We start from the raw sequence: 18,775 nt of genomic DNA, 5'->3' as shown, positions 1-18,775 counted from the left end.
ACACCAGCACCGACAGCGCCACGCTGGAGAGGAAGACGCGCGAGCTGAACAACTCCCTCGCCGCTTCCCGCACTCCCTCGCCCATGTAGCGGGGCGACAGCTTCAACGCCATGAGCAGCCGGCTCGTCTCCAGCCCCCAGGGCAGCGCCACCTCGGGCGGGCCGAACCGGGACACGAAGTCCTCCCGCATCCGTTGCTCCCATTCTTCCAGCCCCGACTCCGTCGACGTGCTCACCAGCCGGAAGCGCCGTCCCTCTTCTCGCGGGAAGGATGCACGGAAAGCCGCGAGCACCTCCCGCGCCTCCTCCACCCTCACCCGCTCCAGGCCAAGGTCAGGCGCTACCGGCTCGAACGCGAGTTGCAGTGCACCACCCGGCAACGGGCGCGTCCGCACCACCGTGGGCCTAGCCGCACTCCGTCCCTCCGGAGGTGGCACCTCCGGGGACGTCGCACACGACACCACCAACAGGAACCACACGGCCACGGCCATGCGCGGCCAGGAGCAGTCACTCATGCTCCGGCAGCATGCATGGCCCTCGGACCTCGGGCTACCGCGTACCGAAGAGCCGGTCTCCCGCGTCTCCCAGGCCCGGCAGGATGTAGCCGTGCTCGTTCAGCTTCTCGTCCACCGCGGCCGTGTAGACGTGCACGTCCGGGTGATGCTCGCGCAGGTTCGCCAGGCCCTCGGGGCACGCCAGCAGACACACGAAACGCAGGCTCCCCGGCTTGCTGCGCTTCACCCGATTCAGCGCCGCCACCGCCGAGTTCCCCGTCGCCAGCATCGGGTCACACATGATGACGTCACGGTCCGCCAGCTGGTTCGGCACCTTGTAGTAGTACTCCACCGCCGCCAGCGTCTTCGGGTCCCGGTACAGACCGATGTGTCCCACGCGCGCGCTCGGCACCAGTTGCAGCATCCCGTCCAGGATGCCCTGCCCCGCGCGCAGGATCGCCACCAGCACCAGCTTCTTTCCGTCCAGCACCGGAGCCATCGTCTCCATCATCGGCGTCTCGATGGTCTCCTCGCGCACCTTCAGATCCCTCATCGCCTCGTAGGCGAGCAGCAGGGAGATCTCCTGCAGCAGCGCGCGGAACGAGGCCGTGCTCGTGTCCTTGCGCCGCATCAGGGTCAGCTTGTGCTTCACCAGCGGGTGGTCCACCACGGTGCAGTTGTCAGGGTACGTCACGGCTCCCTCCTCGTTGCTCGAGTAATAGAAAGAAGACCCTCACCCCCGGCCCTCTCCCAGAGGGAGAGGGAGGGCACTTCAGAACACCGTCCCGTCACTCTCGATACGGATGGGCGGCGTGCCTCCCGGACGCTTCTCCGCGGCGATCTTCCGGCCCGCGCTCCACGTCCCGCCCTGCAGCACCTTCGCCAGCGGCAACTGCTCCGCCGTCATCCCCAACCGCTCGCGCACCCGCTTCGCCACCTCGTCCAGCAGCGCCACCGTCAGTGCACGCCACTCCACGATCGGCTCCGCGCCCGGTGCGTACGCGTCCGTCAGCAGCCGCCCGTCCCTCGGCACCAGCAGGCCCAGGTCCACCAGCAGGCCTCCGTTGCGGTACTCGGGCAGTCCGGTGAGCACGTCCAGGTCCGTCACCGTGATGCCGCCTTCCTCCAGCGGCTCCAGCAACGAGTACGTCAGCCACTGGGACAGTTTGTGGAAGGGCACCAGTGACTCCGGGCTCCCCTCGCGTCCCAGCATCGCGTGCGGCCACACGTCGCCCAGGTTCACCCCGTCCAACGTGATGCGCCCCGGCCAGATGGGCCCCAGTGACTCCAGCACCCGGCCCAGCACCTCGGCCGCGGGCACTCGCGAGCCCCACGCCGACACCTGGTCATACAGCGCGCCGGGCCTCGGCAGCGCCCGTCCCAACCCCTGCAGCAGCGCGAGCCGTCCCTCCAGCCCCGCCAGCGGGTTGGACTCCGTCACCTGGAAGCCCCGCGCCAGAGACTCGAGCGTCAGCCGCTGCAACCCCTCGGCGTCCGCCCGCAACGGCTGGCTCGGGTCCAAGGAGAACGCCCCCGCGAGGAACATGCGGAAGCTGGCCACGGCCAGGCCCTCGGAGCGCGCATACGTGCCACCGCCGGCCTCCACGTACTTCCACGTGGGCCCGCTGCCCGCGTCCAGCAGCACGCTCGTGATGGCCAGGTCCAGCTTCGCCCGGGCCCGCTCGGCGCGCGGCAGCGAGGCCAGCCGCGCATCCAGCTCCGCGTTGCGCCGCACGCCGCCCACGTCGAAGTGTCCCCACCGGCTGTGCACCGGAATGTCCAGCGTGGGGTACGACTCGCGCGTCACGGCCAGCACGTAGTCCGCCACGGCGGGCAGCCGGTCCATGTCCACGCGGAAGTGCTTCAACTGCCCGGCGGTGCCCAGCTCCAGCAGGGCCCGGCAGCGCTCGCGGATCGCGCGAGGGCTGCGCAGGTACGCCACCACGGAGGAGGGCTCACGCATCGAGTGACCTGCCCTTCACCTCCGCGAGCTCCTCCTTCGAGGCCACCTTGCCCGTGGTGAAGTAGCCGGCGGCCTTCTTCGCCTCCATCTCCACCTTGGCGTCCGCGGGAACCAGCTCCTCCGGGATGGGCACGCGCTCGAGAATCTCGATGCCCGAGCGGACGATGGCGTCGTGCTTCATGTCGCTCATGGACACGAAGCGGTGGATGCGGGTGATGCCCAGCCAGTGCAGCACGTCCGGCATCAGCTCCTGGAAGCGCATGTCCTGCACGCCGGCCACGCACTCGGTGCGGTGGAAGTAGGTGGCCGCCGAGTCCCCGCCCTCCTGGCGCTTGCGCGCGTTGTACACGAGGAACTTCGTCACCTCGCCCAGCGCGCGGCCCTCCTTGCGCGAGTACGCGATGACGCCCGCTCCGCCCTGCTGGGCCGTCTGGATGCACACCTCGATGCCATGCGTGAGGTACGGCCGGCACGTGCAGATGTCGCTGCCGAACACGTCCGAGCCGTTGCACTCGTCGTGCACGCGCACCGCCAGCGGGACGTCCGGGTTGGAGATGGTGTCCATGTCCCCGAAGAAGTAGAGCGTGAGCCCGCCAATGGGCGGCAGGAACACCTCCAGGTCCGAGCGGGTGATGAGCTCGGGGAACATGCCGCCCGTCTGCTCGAAGAGGCCGCGGCGCAGCTGCGCCTCCGTGAGGCCGAAGCGCCTGGCGACGCCGGGCAGGTACCACACCGGCTCCACCGCGGCCTTCACCACGCTCACGTCACCGTTGGCGCAGAGGATGTGCCCGTCCGGCTTGAGGCGGCCGGCGGTGATGGCATCGCGCAGCTCGGGCATGTTGATGTGCGCGCGGGTGATGGCGATGGTGGGCCGGATGTCCACGCCCTGCTCCAACCAGGCGCGGAAGGCCTGCGGCGCCACCGCGCCCCACGGATCCATCGACACGATGCGCTCGGGGTCCGCCCAGGCCTTGTGGGGGCCAATCTGCACCGCGGGCGCGGTGTTGGTGAGATCCGGCCGGTGGTCCTGCGTCAGCTGCCCGGCGGCCACGGCCACGGCCCGGTAGATGGCGTACGAGCCCGAGTGCGTGCCGATGACGTTGCGCTGCGAGGGATCCGTCAGCGTGGCGATGACGGGGCCACGGCGCATCGGCTCCGGGTCTGCCCAACGGATGGGGGTGACCTGGGCGTCGCTGTCCGGATGCGAGGTGAGACGGATGTGATTGACGGGTTTCTTATCAGCCATGGGAATTCGATCCTCTCAGCTCATCCAGCTGCCATCGGTCCGCGAGGTCCACTTGCGGGTGACCTTCTTCAAGTCCGTCCAGAAACCGAGGCTGGACGCCCCCGTGATGTCACCGTGGCCGAACTTGGACTCACCGGTACCACCAAACGAAAAGGGCTCGCGAGGCACGGGCACGCCCACGTTCACGCCCACCATGCCCACGCGCGCGCCCTCGACCACCGCCTGCGCCACCGCGCCATTGGTGGTGAAGATGGACGCCGCGTTGCCATAGGGCGAGGCGTTCTCCACCTCGAGCGCCGCCGACAGCGTGGGCACGCGGACGATGGACAGCACCGGGCCGAACAGCTCCCGCTGCGCCGCCTCCATCTCCGGGCGCACCCCATCCAGAATCGTGGGCCCGAGCCAGTAGCCGCCCGCCCACTTCTCCCCGGCCGGCTTCTTCCCGCGCCCATCCAGCAGCACCCGCGCGCCCGCGCGCTCCGCGGCGGCGATGGCCGTCTCCAGGCGGGTGAGGCTCGCGCGGTCGATGAGGGCGCCCATGCCGGGCCCCACCTCCAGCCGCGAGGCGCGCTCACGCACCTGCTCGATGATCCGCTGCACGTCTCCCACCGCGAGCAGCACGCTGGCCGCCATGCAGCGCTGGCCGGCGCACCCGGTGAAGGAGTCCACCACGGACTGCGCGGTGAGCGCCTCGTCCGCGTCGGGCACGACGATGAGGTGGTTCTTCGCCCCGCCGAGCGCCAGCACGCGCTTGCCCTGCGCGCTGCCCTCCGCGTACACGCGCCGCGCCACCGCGGACGAGCCGACGAAGCCCACCGCGCGCACGTCCGGGTGGGCCACCAGGGCCTCCACCGTCTCGCGGCCTCCGTGCACCACGGAGAAGACTCCGCGCGGAATGCCCGCCTCCACCATCAGCTCGCCGAGCGCGCACGCCGTCAGCGGCACCTTCTCCGAGGGCTTGAGGATGAAGGCATTGCCCACCGTCACCGCGATGGGGAACATCCACATCGGCACCATGGCCGGGAAGTTGAACGGGGTAATCCCCGCCACCACGCCGAGCGGCTCGCGCCGGAACTCGCACGAGACACCGCGGCTCACCTCCATCGCGCCGCCGCTGTCCAGGTTCTGCAGCGAGAGCGCGAAGTCACACACCTCCAGGCCCTTGAGCAGGCCCGCGCGCGCCTCGGCCACCGTCTTGCCCGCCTCGCTCGCCGCCAGATGTGACAGGCGATCCAGGTTCGACTCGAGCAGGGTGCGGAAGCGGCTCATGAGCGTGGTGCGCTCGCGCAGGGGCGTGGCGCGCCAGCCGGGCGCCGCGGCCCGGGCCGCCTCCACCGCCTGGGCCACCCCCTCCGCGGGCGTCAGCGGCACGCGGCCAATGACTCCTCCGGTATATGGACTGTGGACGTCGAGCAGAGAGGCGTCTCGCGGCACCAGCCACTCGCCTCCCACGAGGTTGCGGCAGGTGGTGACGCTCTCGGGCAACTGGACGAAGGACACTCGCGCTCCCCCACTGTGACGACTGTGTGAATCCGAAGCATAACAACTGCTTGGCCAAACCCGGTAATCCGAGGGGAGCAAGCAGGCCCGGAAAGAAGGTCTGTTTCCCAACATTCGGCCCCTACGACGCGCCGCGCAGTGACAGCGGCGGGCCCCTGCGTCCCGGAGCGCTCGCACGGTGGGCTGCCGTTGAGCGCCGTCAGTTCAACGCGGCCGCACCGGCCCCGCCGTCTCCCACGTCCGCCACCAGCTCGCGCACCTGCTCGAGCTCCACCGGCTTGACGAGGTGCGCATCGAAGCCCGCCTCGCGCGCGTGCTGCCGGTCCGACGCCTGCCCATAACCCGTCACGGCCACCAGCCTCGGGCCCGCGCCGCCCGAGCGCTCGCGAATCCTGCGCGCCACCTCGTACCCATCCATCCCCGGCAGGCCGATGTCGAGGAAGACGACCTCGGGAGCCTCGGCGCCCAGGCGCTCCAGCGCCGCCATGCCGTCGTGCACCACCGTCACCCGGTGCCCATCCATCTCCAGCACCTCGCCCAGCAGCTCCGCGGCGTCCACGTTGTCGTCCACCACGAGCACGCGGCGTCCCCCGGTGGATGCCTCTCCCTCGGCTGGAGCCTCCACCGGCGCCACCGGCACGCGCGCCTCGGGCAGCAGCGGCAGGCGCACCGTGAAGACACTGCCCTTGCCCACGCCCTCGCTCGCGGCCTCCACACGGCCGCCGTGCATCTCCACCAGCTGCTTCACCAGCGTCAGCCCCAGGCCCAGGCCTCCCTGCGCCCGGTCCAGCGTGCGCGCCACCTGCATGAAGGGCTCGAAGAGGTGCGGCAGCGCCTCGGCCGGAATGCCCATGCCCGTGTCCGCCACCCGCACCACCGCCTCGCCGCCCTCGCGCGCCAGCGTCAGGGTGATGCGGCCCCCGGGCTCCGAGTACTTCGCCGCGTTGTGCAGCAGGTTGGTGAACACCTGCACCAGCCGCACCGGGTCCGCCTCCGTCCACACCGGCCCGTCCGGCAGCTCCACGCGCAACGTGTGCCCCCTCGAGTCCGCGAAGGGCCGCGCCGCCTCCACCGCCCTGCCCACCGAGGCCACCAGGTCCATCGGGTGCGTGCGCAGCTGAATCTTGCCCCGCGTCACCCGCGACACGTCGAGCAGGTCATCCACCAGCCGCCGCATGTGGTGCACCTGGCGCTCCACCACCTCGCGCTCCCGCTCCGTGCCCAGGCCCGCCTGCTGCTTGCGCTCCATGAGCTGCACGGCGGTGAGCACCGGCGCCAGGGGGTTGCGCAGCTCGTGCGCCAGCATGGCCAGGAAGTCGTCCTTGCGCCGGTCCGCCTCGCGCAGCTGCTCCTCCACGCGGGCCCGCTCGGCGAGCGCCACGCGCAGCCCGTCCGCGCTCCGCTCCGCCTCCCCGCGCGCCCGTACCTGCGCGAGCATCATCAAGAAGAAGACCAGGCTCACCAGCGTGCCCAGCCCCGAGAAGGGCAGCAGCACCATGGGCCGCGTGGCCGTCGCGTCGAAGGCCGGCAGCGAGGAGAAGGTCAGCGTCCAGGGCCGCCCCGCCACCAGCAGCGTGGTGGTGGTGGTGAACATCGGCTCGTACGCCAGCGCCTCGGGGCCGTGCGAGCGGTGCAGCAGCCGCGCCTCGTCCACCTCCAGGCCGTCGTAGAGCTGGAAGGCCACGCGCGGATGCCGCTCGGTGCCGAAGATGCCGTTGAGCAGATCATCCGCGCGGAAGGGGCAGTAGACGAAACCCAGGAGCCGCTCGCGCCGCTCCTCCAGCGTGGCCGGCACGTGCCCTCCCTCGTAGACGGGCAGGTACAGGAGGAAACCCGCCTGCTTGTCCTCGTGGATCTCCTGCTTGAGCGTCACCTTCCCGGTGAGCGCGGGCTGGCCCGTGTCCCGGGCGCGCGCCATCGCCTCGCGGCGGATGGGCTCGGAGTACATGTTGTAGCCCATGGCCGCCAGGTTCCTCAGGTCGCGCGGCTCCAGCAGGGTGATGGAGTGCAGCTCGTCCCCGGGCACCTCGGGCCAGGCCTGGAAGCCCGGCAGGCCCAGGGTGGCCCGCGCCCGGCGCTCGACCCGGGTGCGCTCCTCGCGCGAGAAGCGCCGCGTGAAGCCGAGCCCCTGGATGCCCGGGTACTGGGACTGGAGATCGAAGAGGTGCACGTACGCGGAGAACTCCGCCGGCGTCACCTCCTGCTGGGTGGCGAACAGGCCCTCGGTGCCCTGGAGGAGCGCGACGTACGTGTCCAGCCGGCGCTGGATGCGGTCGGACGTCGTCTGCACCAGGTTCTCGAAGCGCGCCTCGTCCCGCGCGCGCGCGGACAACCCCAGCAGCACACAGACACAGGCCGTGAGCAGCAGGCTGAGGGCGAGCACGCCCACGGGCACCAGGTGCCGGGGCAGGCGATGGAACGGTGAATGGCGGAGGAGCTTCATCAAGGCGATCAGGTAGACCAGCGTCCGCTGCCATCCCCGCTCACGTGCGGACCTGACTGGCCCGCCAGCCGGGGATGGACGGACCCGGTGCTCGGTGCACAACCCTTGTAGAAGCCCGCTCCATCCCCGGTGCGAACCGCCTGGCGGAAGTCACCCGGCCCGCGACGGGACTCTCTCCAGGGAGTGGATGGCCAACGCCTTCCTGCCCCGCCGGGCCACTTGCATTGCCCGGGGTCTGGACGCTCTCTACCTTGGGGCCCAGCCATGCCGGGTGCCGGGATGCTGGGGGAAGACCATGCCGGGAAACACCGGTCGCACTGGCGATGGAGACGGCTCGGGCTCCGGGTTCGAGGACTCGGACTTCGGGGATGACCTGCTCCAGGCCGTCTCCCAGGAGTCCGCCCTGCTGCGCATCCCCGCGCTCGGCGAGCGGTTGGGCGGGAAGGACGGCCAGCGGTTCGAGATTCTCGAGCCGCTCGGCGGTGGCTCCATGGGCCGGGTGTTCCGCGCCTGGGACGCGCGGCTGCGGCGCGAGGTGGCGCTCAAATTCCTGCTCCCCGGCACGCCCCTGGACGAGCGCCAGCTGTTCTCCCTGCTGCGGCAGGAGGCCCTGGCCATCGCGCAGCTCGCCCACCCGAACATCGTCCGCCTCTTCGACACGTCCGAGTGGGTGGGCGCCGCCTGGGAGCCGCGCGTCCCCTTCCTCATCATGGAGTGCCTGCGGGGCGAGTCCCTCTCGGCGCTGCTGCAACGCGAGCCCCGGTTGGAGCCCCGGCGCGCCCTCGCCCTCCTGGCGGGCATCGCCGCGGGGCTGGCCCACGCTCACGAGCACCACGTCATCCACCGCGACCTCAAGCCGAGCAACGTCTTCCTCACGAAGCAGGGCGAGGTGAAGCTGCTCGACTTCGGCCTGGCGTGGCTGCTGGAGGAGGGCAGCGCGCCGGGCTTCGAGGACCTGCCCAACGCCGGCACGCCGGCCTACATGGCGCCGGAGCAATGGCGGAGCGAGCGGCAGGACGAGCGCACGGACATCTGGTCCACCGGCATCGTGCTGTACGAGATGCTCACCGGGGGCACGCCCTACCCGAGCGCCAGCCTGCAGGAGCTGCGGGCCCGGGTGCTCTCGGCCGAGCCCGTCCCATCCGTGCGCGAGCACCACCCGGAGCTGCCCCGGGAGGTGGAGCCGCTCTTGCGCACGATGCTGGCCAAGGCGCCCGAGCGGCGCTTCCAGACGGGGCAGGAGCTCGTCGAGGAGCTGCGCGAGGTGAGGGAGTCGCTCGGGATGCGCTGGCAGGCCCCGCGCCGCGTGAGGCCCGAGCGGCGGCAGGTGACGCTGGTGGCGTGCCGGCTGACGGGACTGGCCATGCCCGGGCAGGTGCTGGACGCCGAGGACATCGGCGAGCTGGAGGAGGCCTTCCACCAACGGAGCGCGGAGCTCGTCCAGCGGTACGGGGGCTCCATCGTCCTGGCCATGGGTGACGAGGTGCTGGCCTGCTTCGGCTACCCGCTGGTGCGCGAGAACGACTCGGAGCACGCGGTGCAGGCGGGGCTGGCGCTGGCCCGCGAGCTGCCCGCCGCGCTCCAGCGCAAGCTGCCCCGGCTCGCCTCGGACGTGCTGGCGGTGAAGGTGGGCCTGCACACGGACCAGGTGACGCTGAGCGAGCCCACGCGCGAGCACGGCAACCGGACGCTCGTGCTCCAGGGCGAGGCCCCGAAGGTGGTCACCTGGCTGGCGGCCCAGGCCGGGCCCCACACCGTGACCGCCAGCGAGGCCACCTGGGCGCTGGTGCGCGGGAGGTTCGAGGCCGAGCCGCTCGGCACCTTCGTCTACGAGGGCCTGTCGGGGACGTCGCGCCTGGGGCTGTACCGCGTGCTGAGCGAGCGGCCCGCGTCGTACCGCTTCGAGAAGGCCATCGTCACCGGGGGCCTCACGCCGCTGGTGGGACGCGAGCAGGAGCTGCAACGGCTGCTCACGTATTGGGAGAGGGCGCGGCGGGGCCAGGACGGCTTCGTGCTCGTCACCGGCGAGCCGGGGGTCGGCAAGTCCCGGCTCATCCAGGAGCTGCACGCGCGCGTCTGCCAGGACTTCTGCATCCACTTCCAATGCCAGTGCTGGCCGCAGTCCAGCACCAGTGCCTTCCAACCCATCATCGAGGTGCTGCGCCGCCTCTTCGCCTCTCACGCGGTATGGCCGGAGTCCCTGGGGCTCTCCGCGGAGCACGTGTCCTTGTTGGGGCAATTGCTGTCCCTGCCCGAGTCCGAGGAGCGGCCTCCGCTCCAGCTCTCGCCGGAGCGGCGCAAGGAGCGCACCCTGGAGGCGCTGGCGTCGCTGCTGTCGAGCGTGGCCCGGGAGCACCCGGTGCTCGCCGTGGTGGAGGATCTGCACTGGGCGGACCCCTCCACGCTGGAGCTGCTCGAGTACCTCGTGGAGCGCGTGGAGCCCCAGCGCATCCTCTTCGTCCTCAGCGCCCGGCCCGACTTCCACCCGCCCTGGCCCATCCACCCGCGGCTGCACCGGCTCGTGCTGGAGCGGCTGTCTCCGGAGCACACCGCGGCCCTGGTGCGCGAGGCGGCGGGAGGCCGCGGCCTGCCCCCCGAGGTGGTCCAGCAACTGGTGGCCCGGACGGATGGCGTCCCCCTCTTCGTGGAGGAGCTGACACACATGGTGCTGGAGCGCGGCACCCCGGACGCCATCCCCATCACCCTGCACGAGCTGCTGCTGGCGCGGTTGGATCTCCTGCCTCCCCGGCAGAAATCACTGGCCCAGGAGTGCGCGGCCATCGGGCGCAGCTTCTCGCACGCGCTGCTGGCCACGTTGACCCGGCGGAGCCCAGCGGCGCTCCAGCGCGACCTGGAGGGACTGATCGAGGCCGGACTCCTGCAGCCCCTCCACGAGCGGGCGGGGCCAGGCTACCGGTTCCGTCATGCCCTCATGCAGGACGCGGCCTGTCAGTCGCTGCCGCGAAGCGCGCGCCGCAAGCTGCACCACCGCATCACCGAGGCCCTGCTGGAGCAGTCCCCCGAGGTGCGCCAGACGCAGCCGGAGCTGCTCGCCCACCACTACACCGAGGCCGGTGAGGACGCGCCAGCCATCCGCTACTGGTTCCAGGCCGGACAGCGCGCCAGCGTGCGCTCGGCCAACCAGGAAGCGGTGAGCCACTTCCAGCAGGCCCTGCGGCTGTTGCGCCTGCAGCCGGACACACCGGAGCGGATGCAGGAGGAGCTGCGGCTGCTCATCGCCCTGGGCATCCCGCTGGCCCAGGTGCAGGGCTACCGCTCGCCGGAGGTGGAGCGCACGTACGCTCGGGCGCGCGAGCTCATCCACCAGGTGGGCGAGGCACTGCCGCGGCTGCAACTGTCCTACTGGGGGCTCTTCGTCTACTCGTTCTCGCGCGCCGAGTACGGCGTGGCGCACGAGCTCGCGGGACAGCTCGTGGCACAGGGCGAGCGCCACCAGGACATGGAGCTGCTCGCGCTGGGACACCGGATGATGGCGGCCACCTTCTACATCTGGGGAGAGCTGGCCGCCGCGCGGGAGCACGTGGAGCGGGGACTGGCCTGCCCGGACCTGCCGCTCGAGGCGCACCGGGCCATCGCCGAGAAACAGTGGATCAACCCACGCGCCACGACGCTGGCCTTCGGGGCCATGGTGTATTCGGCGCTCGGCCGCGAGCAGGAGGCCTGGCGCTCCAGCCAGGAGGCGCTGGAGCTGGCACGGCGCATCGGCCACCCGCACACGACGGCCACCGTGCTGAACTACATCTGCGTGGCCTGCCAGCTGCGCCGCGAGGCCCGGTGTGCCCTGGAGTGGTCCGCCCAGGCGATCTCCCTCGCGCACGAGCACGGCTTCCGGGCCTCGGAGATCTGGGCCACGCTCATCCACGGCTGGGCCCTGGCCGAGCTGGGACAGGCGCACGCGGGGCTGAAGCTCATCCGTGAGGGCATCGCGGCCTGGAGGGGACCGGGGATCAGCGCCGGCCTGTTCCACCACGACCTCGGCCTGCTGGCGGAGCTGCACCTGAAGCTGGGACAGCCGCACGAGGCGCTGGCGCTCCTCAACGAGGCGCTGGAGCGGGCACCCACGGAGGGCCAGCACTTCTACGAGGCGGAGCTGCACCGGCTGCGAGGCGAGGCGCTGCGGGAGCTCGGCCACGAGCTGGACGCGCGCGAGTGCTTCCTGCGCGCCATCCAGGTGGCCCACGAGCAGGGGGCCCGCGCCTTCGAGCAACGGGCCCGGGAGGCACTGGGGGCCGTCCCCCCGGAGCACCATGCCCACTAATGGGAGCCAGAAGCGTCTGGTGGGGGGCCCAGGCGCGACGTATCCCAGACGAACTCCTCCGTGGGAATCAACTTCATGTTCGTCAGCGCATGGCGTTGGACGAAAGAGGCGAAACGCTCGGAGACGAAGATGAAACCCTGGATGCCCCGGGGGCGGAACACGTCCTCGCCCGCCCAGGTGCCCGGCATCAGCGAGAGGCCATGGATGGAATTCACTGCGATGGAGCGGCACTCGGCGCAGGTCATGGGCTCGCGAATGCGCAAGCGGCTGCGCGCCTCATCGACGGCGGCTCGGCCGAAACAGGGACTGGCAACGAAGTAACGAGGCACCTCGAGAGGTTGCGGATTCTTGCGCCTGACGCGCACGCGCGTCACCTCCACCGGGTGGAAGCCTTGCAACCCGGTCAGCCCGTCTGCCCGGAAGGCCTCGGCCATGCGCTCGGAGATGAGGATGTCATAGGCCGGCCCGTCCATGAAGTCGCCGAAGGCCTTGCCATACAGTTCCACTTCGCCTTGGTAGGGCGGCAGCCACAGCCGCATGCCGAGGATGGTTCCGCACACCGGGCACCGAGGGGCCGCTGCGAAATTGGCAGGAGAAGCCCTGTCGAACATCGTGTCGTGGGCTCCCCACGCCTCGTGCTCGAGCACGAAGAAGCGCGGGGTGGACGGTTGCTCAGTAGCCATCGCGGGTGCGGCCGAGCATAGGCGCAACACAGCCTCTGTGAGCCCCCCTTCAGGGGGCCTCCCCATCAGAAGGGCCGCTGGAGCCGGTGGTCCAGACGTCCCGCCGCGTGGACCTCCACCCCATCCAGGCCGGGCTGGAACCTGCCCTCGAAGCGCCCCCGGCGCAGGCCCCTGTCCAGCCGGAACACCGCGTTGTTCAGCCAGCCGCCCTCGAGGAGGAACTCCGCCATCTGCTGGGACTCCCAGCCCAGCCGCAGCTTCACCTTCTCGAACTCCTCCGGTCCGGCCGCCAGCAACCCGAGCACGTTGTTCCAGACACGGTCGCGGTAGTACCGCAGCCCCGCGCTGGTGAGCAGCTCGTCGAGCTGTCCGCCCATCCTGCTCAAGAGCCTCATGGCCCCCCGGAACTCCCGGCCCAGAATCTCCTGGATCTTCGGGTTGGTGCGCACGAGGACGTTGTTCATCTGGTCATGGTCGAACTTCCACCGCGCCATCTGCTCCGCGACCCGGCGGTCCCGCGTCTCCGGATCCTTCAACTCCTGCCGTAGGCGCCGCAGATCCTCCCGGACGATCTCATGAATGCCCTGGGCCAGGTCGAAGTTGATGTGCGCGTTGATGCCGAGCAGCATGCACAGAAGGATGCTCGGCCGGCGCCGGGCGGCCTGCTCCATCGCCATCCCCCAGGCCGCGCAGATGGGCTTGTTGTCGGGGGAGCACGCACGCGAGCGCGTGAGGGACTCGAAGTAGAGCGCCGCGAACCGGCCCGCGAGCCTGTCCACCCAGGCGGGGTCGAAGAAGATGGGGCCCGTCTGCTCGAAGTCCCCCGTCCCATGGACCGCCGCGTTCACCTGCGTGGTCATCACGAAGTAGGCGCGCAGGAAGATGGCGCGGCCATCATTGCGCGCGTAGAGCTGCTCCAGCTCCTTCTTCATGCAGAGCAGCGCCTCGCCCGTGTTCCGGGGCTTGTGCTGTCCGTCCTTGCAATCAGAGCCGCAAGCGAGCGTCGAAGCGGTGAAGGTATCGGCCATGGCCACTCTCCCTCTCGGTGCCGTCGTCCAGGAGGGATGGAGAGGGAGAGCGCCAGGTGTGACGCGGGCCGCCATCGCCCGCCTGCCCGCTCAGTCGCGGCGGTACATCGTCACCACGCACGCACCGCCGAGGCCCAGGTTGTGCTGCAGCGCCACGCGGGCGCCCTCGACCTGGCGCTGCTCGGCCTGGCCCCGAAGCTGCCAGACGAGCTCCGTGCACTGCGCGAGCCCCGTGGCACCCAGCGGGTGGCCCTTGGAGAGCAGCCCGCCCGAGGGGTTGGTGACGAACTTCCCGCCGTAGGTGTTGTCCCCGTCCCAGATGAACTTCTCCGCCTCGCCCTCCTTGCACAGGGCGAGCGCCTCGTAGGTGAGCAGCTCGTTGGCGGTGAAGCAGTCGTGCAGCTCGACGACGTCCACGTCCTCGGGGCCGAGGCCCGACTTCTCGTACACCTGCTTCGCGGCGAGGGCCGCCATGTCGAAGCCGACCATCTTGATCATGCTGTCGCCGAAGCTGGAGGGCAGGTCCGTGGTCATCGACTGGGCGGCGATGTACACGGGGTTGGAGTGCCCCAGCTTCCGGGCGAACTCATCCGAGCAGACGATGGCCGCGGCGGCGCCGCACGTGGGCGGGCAGCACTGGTAGCGGGTGAGCGGATCGAAGACCTCGTCCGAGGCGAGGATCTCCTCCACCGAGAGCGTCTGGGTGAAGAGCGCGAAGGGGTTCTTGCTCGCGTGCTTGCGGGCCTTCTCCGAAATCTTGGCGAAGGTCTCGCGCTTCGTGCCGTACTTCCAGCGGTACTCACGGCCGGCGCCGCCGAACATCTGCGCGGCGAAGGGCGACTGGTTCATGCCCTGGGCGCGGTTCATGGTGTCCACGTGGCGCTCGAGCGGATTGGCGCGGTCGTCGAACTTGGAGGCGAGCGCGCCCTTCTCCATCTTCTCGAAGCCGAGCGCGAGGACGCACTCGGCCATGCCGCCCTCGACGGCCTGGCGCGCGAGGTAGAGCGCGGTGGAGCCGGTGGAGCAGTTGTTGTTCACGTTGATGACGGGGATACCGGTGAGGCCCACCGAGTACACGGCGCGCTGGCCACAGGTGCTGTCACCGAAGACGTAACCGGTATAGGCCTGCTGGATGTCGCCATAGGAGATGCCCGCGTCCTTGATGGCCGCCTGGGCCGCCTTGGAGGCCATGACGTCGTACTCCTCGCTGGCGCCCGGCTTGGCGAACTTCACCATCCCCACTCCGATGACATTGACTCGACGTCCCATGGTTGTTGTTCCTTTTCGTGTGGGTTCACGTGACCGTCAGATGAGCTGCTTGAGGAAGCCCAGGCGCGAGGCCACCCGGACATCTCCGTCCACCCGCAGCTTGCCGTGCTGGTAGAGCCGCTGCACGGCCTGCGGATCCTGCACCAGGGCCGCCAGGTCCTCGTCCGAGAGGCGAAGCGTCAGGTCCGCCTTGCCGGCCTTCCCCTCGCGCACGCCGGGAGTGTCCCTGCCATCCACCACCCAGGAGCCCTGGGGCTCGGTGACGTGGAACTGGATGACGGCGCCCAGCTCGCGGGCCAGCTCGGGCTTCTGCGCCAGCCGCTCGCCGAGCGCCTTGAAGATGGCGGGAGCACGGCCGTTGCCCGTCTTCTCGCTGCCCGAGGCCGGAGCCGGAGCCGCGGCCGCCTTCGCGGGAGCATCCCCCGCGGGGCCCACCTTCGCGAGGAAGCCGAGCTTCTGCGAGGCCATGACGTTGCCGGTGATCTTGAGCTTGCCGCCGAAGTAGAGCTTCTGCGGATCGGCCTTGCCGGAGGTCATGGCGAGGAAGTCCGCGTCGGTGAGCTCCAGCGAGCAGTCGGCCTTGCCCTGCGCGCCCTCCTGCACCGAGCCCGCGCCGTTCTTCAGGTCCAGGGTCCAGGTGCTGTCCGGCTGGGTGAGCTTGAAGAGGTAGACGTTGGCCACCTTGGCGACGAGCTCGGGGTGCTGGGCCACGTAGGCGCGGATGGCGCCGAACACCTTCGCGCTGGCGGAGCTTCCACCGGCCGCGGCGGGAGCGCTCGCCTGCGCGGCGGGCTTCGCCTGGGCCGAGGGAACCTCCTTGTGGAGCTCCACGGCGGCGTTGCTGATGACGACCTTGTCGCGCTCGACGACCTTGCAGCGGATGATGACGCGCTCGCCGTCCTTCCACATCTCGGTGCGGAGCGTCTCGCCGGGCAGCACGGTGTCGGCGAAGCGCACGCGGATGCTCTTGAAGAGGCGCGGGTCGCCATTGGCGAAGGCCTTGATGACGTGGCGGCCCACGTAGCCGAAGGTGCACAGGCCGTGGAGGATGGGCTTCTGGAAGCCGAAGTTCCGGGCGAACTCGGGGTCGGCGTGCAGCGGGTTCCAGTCTCCGGACAGCCGGTAGAGGAGCGCCTGGTTCTCGTGCGTCTTCTCGGTGATGACGGCGTCGGGCGCGCGCTCCGGAGGAGGAATGTCCGTCACCGGCCCACGCTCGCCGCCCCAGCCGCCCGCGCCACGGACGAAGGTGGTGATCTCATTGCGCACGAGCGGCTCGCCCGTCTGCGCGTCGTAGCTGGTGACCTCGGTGACGACGAGCGCGTTCTTGCCCTTGTCGAAGATGTCCTTGATGCGGCCCTTGTGGCGCAGCGTGGCCTTGGCGGGCAGCGGGCGGAGCAGCTCCGTGTACTGCTCGCCGTGGAGGACGCGGTCCAGGCCGTAGTTGAGGCCCGGGGCCTGCTTGCCCTCGGCGGACATCTTCAGGACGGAGTTGAGGGCGGGGATGACACCGTAGGTGGGCAGCGGGCGGAAGCCCTCGCCGTGGAGCTCGTAGACGTACTGGAGCTCCTTCGTGTCGAGCGGATCCTGCGCGGCGCCCACGCCCAGGGCGTAGAGCGAGAGGTCGCGCTCGTCATAGGCGGAGCGCGTCTCGGGGAACTCGTAGCCGAGCGCGGCGTCGACGTCGATGAGCTCGTTACCGCCCTTGCTCTGGGAGGTGAGGTTGTCCATGACGGGCTGCATGCCGCCCGCCACGTCGGTGGGGTGGGTGGCGCCGGTGAAGTCGGTGATGGACTCCCAGGACTTCTGGACGGCCTCGGGAGTGATGGCGCGGCCGAGCTTGAACACCTTGCCGCGCGTGCGCTCCCAGCGCAGCTTGGCCATGAAGCCGCCGCCGACCTCGAAGAGGGCACCGGTCTCCTGACAGTCCTCGTGGCAGAGCCAGGCGGCGAGCGGACTGACGTACTCGGGGCGGAGCGCATCGACGACCTCCTTGGGGAGGACGGTCTCGGTCATGCGGCTGCCGGCGATGGGGGCGATGGCGTTGACGAGGATGTTCTTCTTGCGGCCCTCGATGGCGAGGGTGTTGGCGAAGCCGACGAGGCCGAGCTTGGCCATGCTGTAGTTGGCTTGGCCGAAGTTGCCGTAGATGCCGGCGGCGGAGGCGGTGAAGAGGATGCGGCCGTAGCCCTGGTCGCGCAGGTGGGGCCAGGCGGCCTGGGTGACGCGGAAGGCGCCGAGCACGTGGACGCGGTAGATGAGCTCCCAGTCCTGCTCGGTCATCTTCTGGAAGCTGGTGTCGCGGAGGATGCCGGCGTTGTTGATGACGATGTCCACGCGCTTCCACGTATCGAGCGCGGACTGGACGATCTTCGCGCCGTCCTCGACGGAGTCGTAGTTGGCGATGGCCTCGCCACCAGCGGCCTTGATTTCAGCGACCACCTTGTCGGCGGCCTCGGAGCCGCGGCCGCCGCCGGTGCTGGAACCGCCGAGGTCATTGACGACCACCTTCGCTCCACGGCTCGCGAGCAGCAGCGCGTGAGAGCGGCCCAGGCCGTTACCGGCACCGGTGACGATGGCGACCTTCCCGTCGAAACGAAGCTCGTTGCCCATTCAGTCTCCTTGCGGAGCGGGAGCAGACGACGAGCCGGTCACTTTGACAAGTGAGTCAATCCAGCACCCCACCAGAAGCCAGGCACCGCAAACAACCCCAGGACGCCATGTTCCCAGGTTCCCCAAGAACCCCTCTCCCCTCGGGAGAGGGACGGGGTGAGGGTGCCACGGCCCCCGGGTTTTGACTCCGTGTGCGCCCCAGTGGCTCCCGGGTTTCGCCGAGCGACACGACGCTCCGCGTTACGGATGCGCGGAGCGCTCACTGTCGAGGTGCTTCATCTGTTCCGCGCCGTACCGTTCACCCGAGATGGTCACGATGGAATCGAGGGCGGCGAGGTCCGCCTTCGACAAGGTCCGCGACAGCGCCCCGAGCGAGTCCTCGAGCTGAGCCACGGTCTTCGCGCCCACGACGGGAACGAAGCCGGGCTGGCGCGCGAGCACCCAGGCGATGGCGAGCTGTCCAGGCGTCCGTGACTGCCCGGGACTGAGCAGGCGTGCGGAGGAGCGTTCCTCCCGCCCGCGAGTGCAATTCACGCGTGAGAGCGGGAGCAGAGCCCCCACCCCGTCGCCCCATGGAAGAGGGCACCTCCGGGTCCCCACCCTGAAGACAGGAGGCGGGCACCTCGACTCGGCCCGCCAGCATGCGGCACGGAGGGAAGGGACATGCGGGGAACCTGGACGAAGACGGCGCTCTTCACGCTGGTGGCGATGCTGGGAGTCTCGGGTTGCGGTGGCCCGATGGAGGAGGAGGACCCCCTCGACGAGCAGGAGGAGCTGACGCTGGACGACGGAGACGGCGTGAGCGCGCAGTGGGACGACTCCTCCTGCAAGAGCGTGAAGGCGGACCCGAAGCTGCTCTGGCCGCCGAACCACAAGCTCCACACCGTCACGCTGAGCGGGAAGGACGAGTACGGAAAGTCCTTCAAGGTGACCATCAAGAAGGTGCTGCAGGACGAGCCCGTGGATGGCCTGGGTGACGGTGACACGGCACCGGACGCGAAGTGGGTGGGCGACTACCGGGATCGGGTGCAGGTGCGAGCGGAGCGCAGCGGCCGGGAAGACGGGCGCGTGTACTGCATCACCTTCACGGCGAAGGACAGCAAGGGCAGGACGTGCACGGGCACGGTGGAGGTCGGCGTCCCGCACGACATGGGCGGACATTCGGAGCCGATCAACTCCGGGTGCAGGTACAACTCGTTCGGCCACTGAAGTGGGAGCACCTCACGGGCCCACGAAACACCAGCGGCCGGCACCTGGGTGA

General features: G+C 70.2%; 12 protein-coding genes and 1 pseudogene. 2 read left to right on the top strand and 11 right to left on the bottom strand.

Annotated features, from left to right (window positions below; translation table 11 throughout):
- The 6 genes and pseudogenes from AC16DP_RS42620 to AC16DP_RS42595 all read right to left on the bottom strand — a co-directional run.
- Positions 1-514: pseudogene (locus tag AC16DP_RS42620) on the bottom strand (AHH domain-containing protein); the annotation flags it as partial.
- A gap of 34 nt (positions 515-548) precedes the next feature.
- Entirely contained in the window at positions 549-1,187 is a 639-nt protein-coding gene (gene upp, locus AC16DP_RS42615; protein ID WP_329733270.1) for a uracil phosphoribosyltransferase, read from the bottom strand.
- Between the two features lie 78 nt (positions 1,188-1,265).
- Complete coding sequence (locus AC16DP_RS42610; protein ID WP_329733271.1) at positions 1,266-2,456, bottom strand: URC4/urg3 family protein; 1,191 nt, start codon at positions 2,454-2,456, stop codon at positions 1,266-1,268.
- Positions 2,449-3,702 (bottom strand): GTP cyclohydrolase II, encoded by a 1,254-nt coding sequence (locus AC16DP_RS42605; RefSeq protein WP_329733272.1) that lies wholly within the window; start codon positions 3,700-3,702, stop codon positions 2,449-2,451. Before AC16DP_RS42605 ends, AC16DP_RS42610 begins: the two co-directional genes overlap by 8 nt.
- A 15-nt stretch (positions 3,703-3,717) precedes the next feature.
- Positions 3,718-5,202, bottom strand: a complete 1,485-nt coding sequence (mmsA, locus tag AC16DP_RS42600; RefSeq protein ID WP_329733273.1) for a CoA-acylating methylmalonate-semialdehyde dehydrogenase — start codon at positions 5,200-5,202, stop codon at positions 3,718-3,720.
- 199 nt (positions 5,203-5,401) lie between these two features.
- Positions 5,402-7,645, bottom strand: coding sequence for a CHASE domain-containing protein (locus AC16DP_RS42595; RefSeq protein ID WP_329733274.1), 2,244 nt, complete (start codon positions 7,643-7,645; stop codon positions 5,402-5,404).
- A 295-nt stretch (positions 7,646-7,940) separates the two neighbouring features.
- Between AC16DP_RS42595 and AC16DP_RS42590 the strand changes: the two genes are divergently transcribed.
- Positions 7,941-11,924: a protein kinase domain-containing protein gene (locus AC16DP_RS42590; RefSeq protein ID WP_329733275.1), complete on the top strand. Its 3,984-nt coding sequence runs from the start codon at positions 7,941-7,943 to the stop codon at positions 11,922-11,924.
- Here AC16DP_RS42590 and AC16DP_RS42585 read toward each other — a convergent pair.
- The 5 genes from AC16DP_RS42585 to AC16DP_RS42565 form a co-directional block, all read right to left on the bottom strand.
- A complete protein-coding gene (locus tag AC16DP_RS42585; protein WP_483957054.1) occupies positions 11,921-12,571 on the bottom strand; it encodes an imm11 family protein in 651 nt (216 codons plus the stop codon). The two genes, AC16DP_RS42590 and AC16DP_RS42585, sit on opposite strands and share 4 nt — an antisense overlap.
- Positions 12,572-12,672: 101 nt before the next feature.
- A complete protein-coding gene (locus tag AC16DP_RS42580) occupies positions 12,673-13,635 on the bottom strand; it encodes a DUF5995 family protein (protein ID WP_329733277.1) in 963 nt (320 codons plus the stop codon).
- A gap of 90 nt (positions 13,636-13,725) precedes the next feature.
- On the bottom strand, positions 13,726-14,904 hold the full coding sequence (locus AC16DP_RS42575) for a lipid-transfer protein (RefSeq protein ID WP_329733278.1): 1,179 nt from the start codon (positions 14,902-14,904) through the stop codon (positions 13,726-13,728).
- A 36-nt stretch (positions 14,905-14,940) separates the two neighbouring features.
- Positions 14,941-17,514, bottom strand: coding sequence for a peroxisomal multifunctional enzyme type 2 (locus tag AC16DP_RS42570; protein ID WP_329733279.1), 2,574 nt, complete (start codon positions 17,512-17,514; stop codon positions 14,941-14,943).
- Between the two features lie 240 nt (positions 17,515-17,754).
- Complete coding sequence (locus tag AC16DP_RS42565; protein WP_329733280.1) at positions 17,755-18,048, bottom strand: aldo/keto reductase; 294 nt, start codon at positions 18,046-18,048, stop codon at positions 17,755-17,757.
- 129 nt (positions 18,049-18,177) lie between these two features.
- On the opposite strand from AC16DP_RS42565, the gene AC16DP_RS42560 reads away from it, so the two are divergent.
- Complete coding sequence (locus AC16DP_RS42560; RefSeq protein ID WP_329733281.1) at positions 18,178-18,723, top strand: hypothetical protein; 546 nt, start codon at positions 18,178-18,180, stop codon at positions 18,721-18,723.
- Positions 18,724-18,775 lie beyond the last annotated feature (52 nt).

This window comes from Archangium sp., from assembly GCF_057119385.1.
This window is presented reverse-complemented; position numbering and strand designations above follow the sequence as displayed.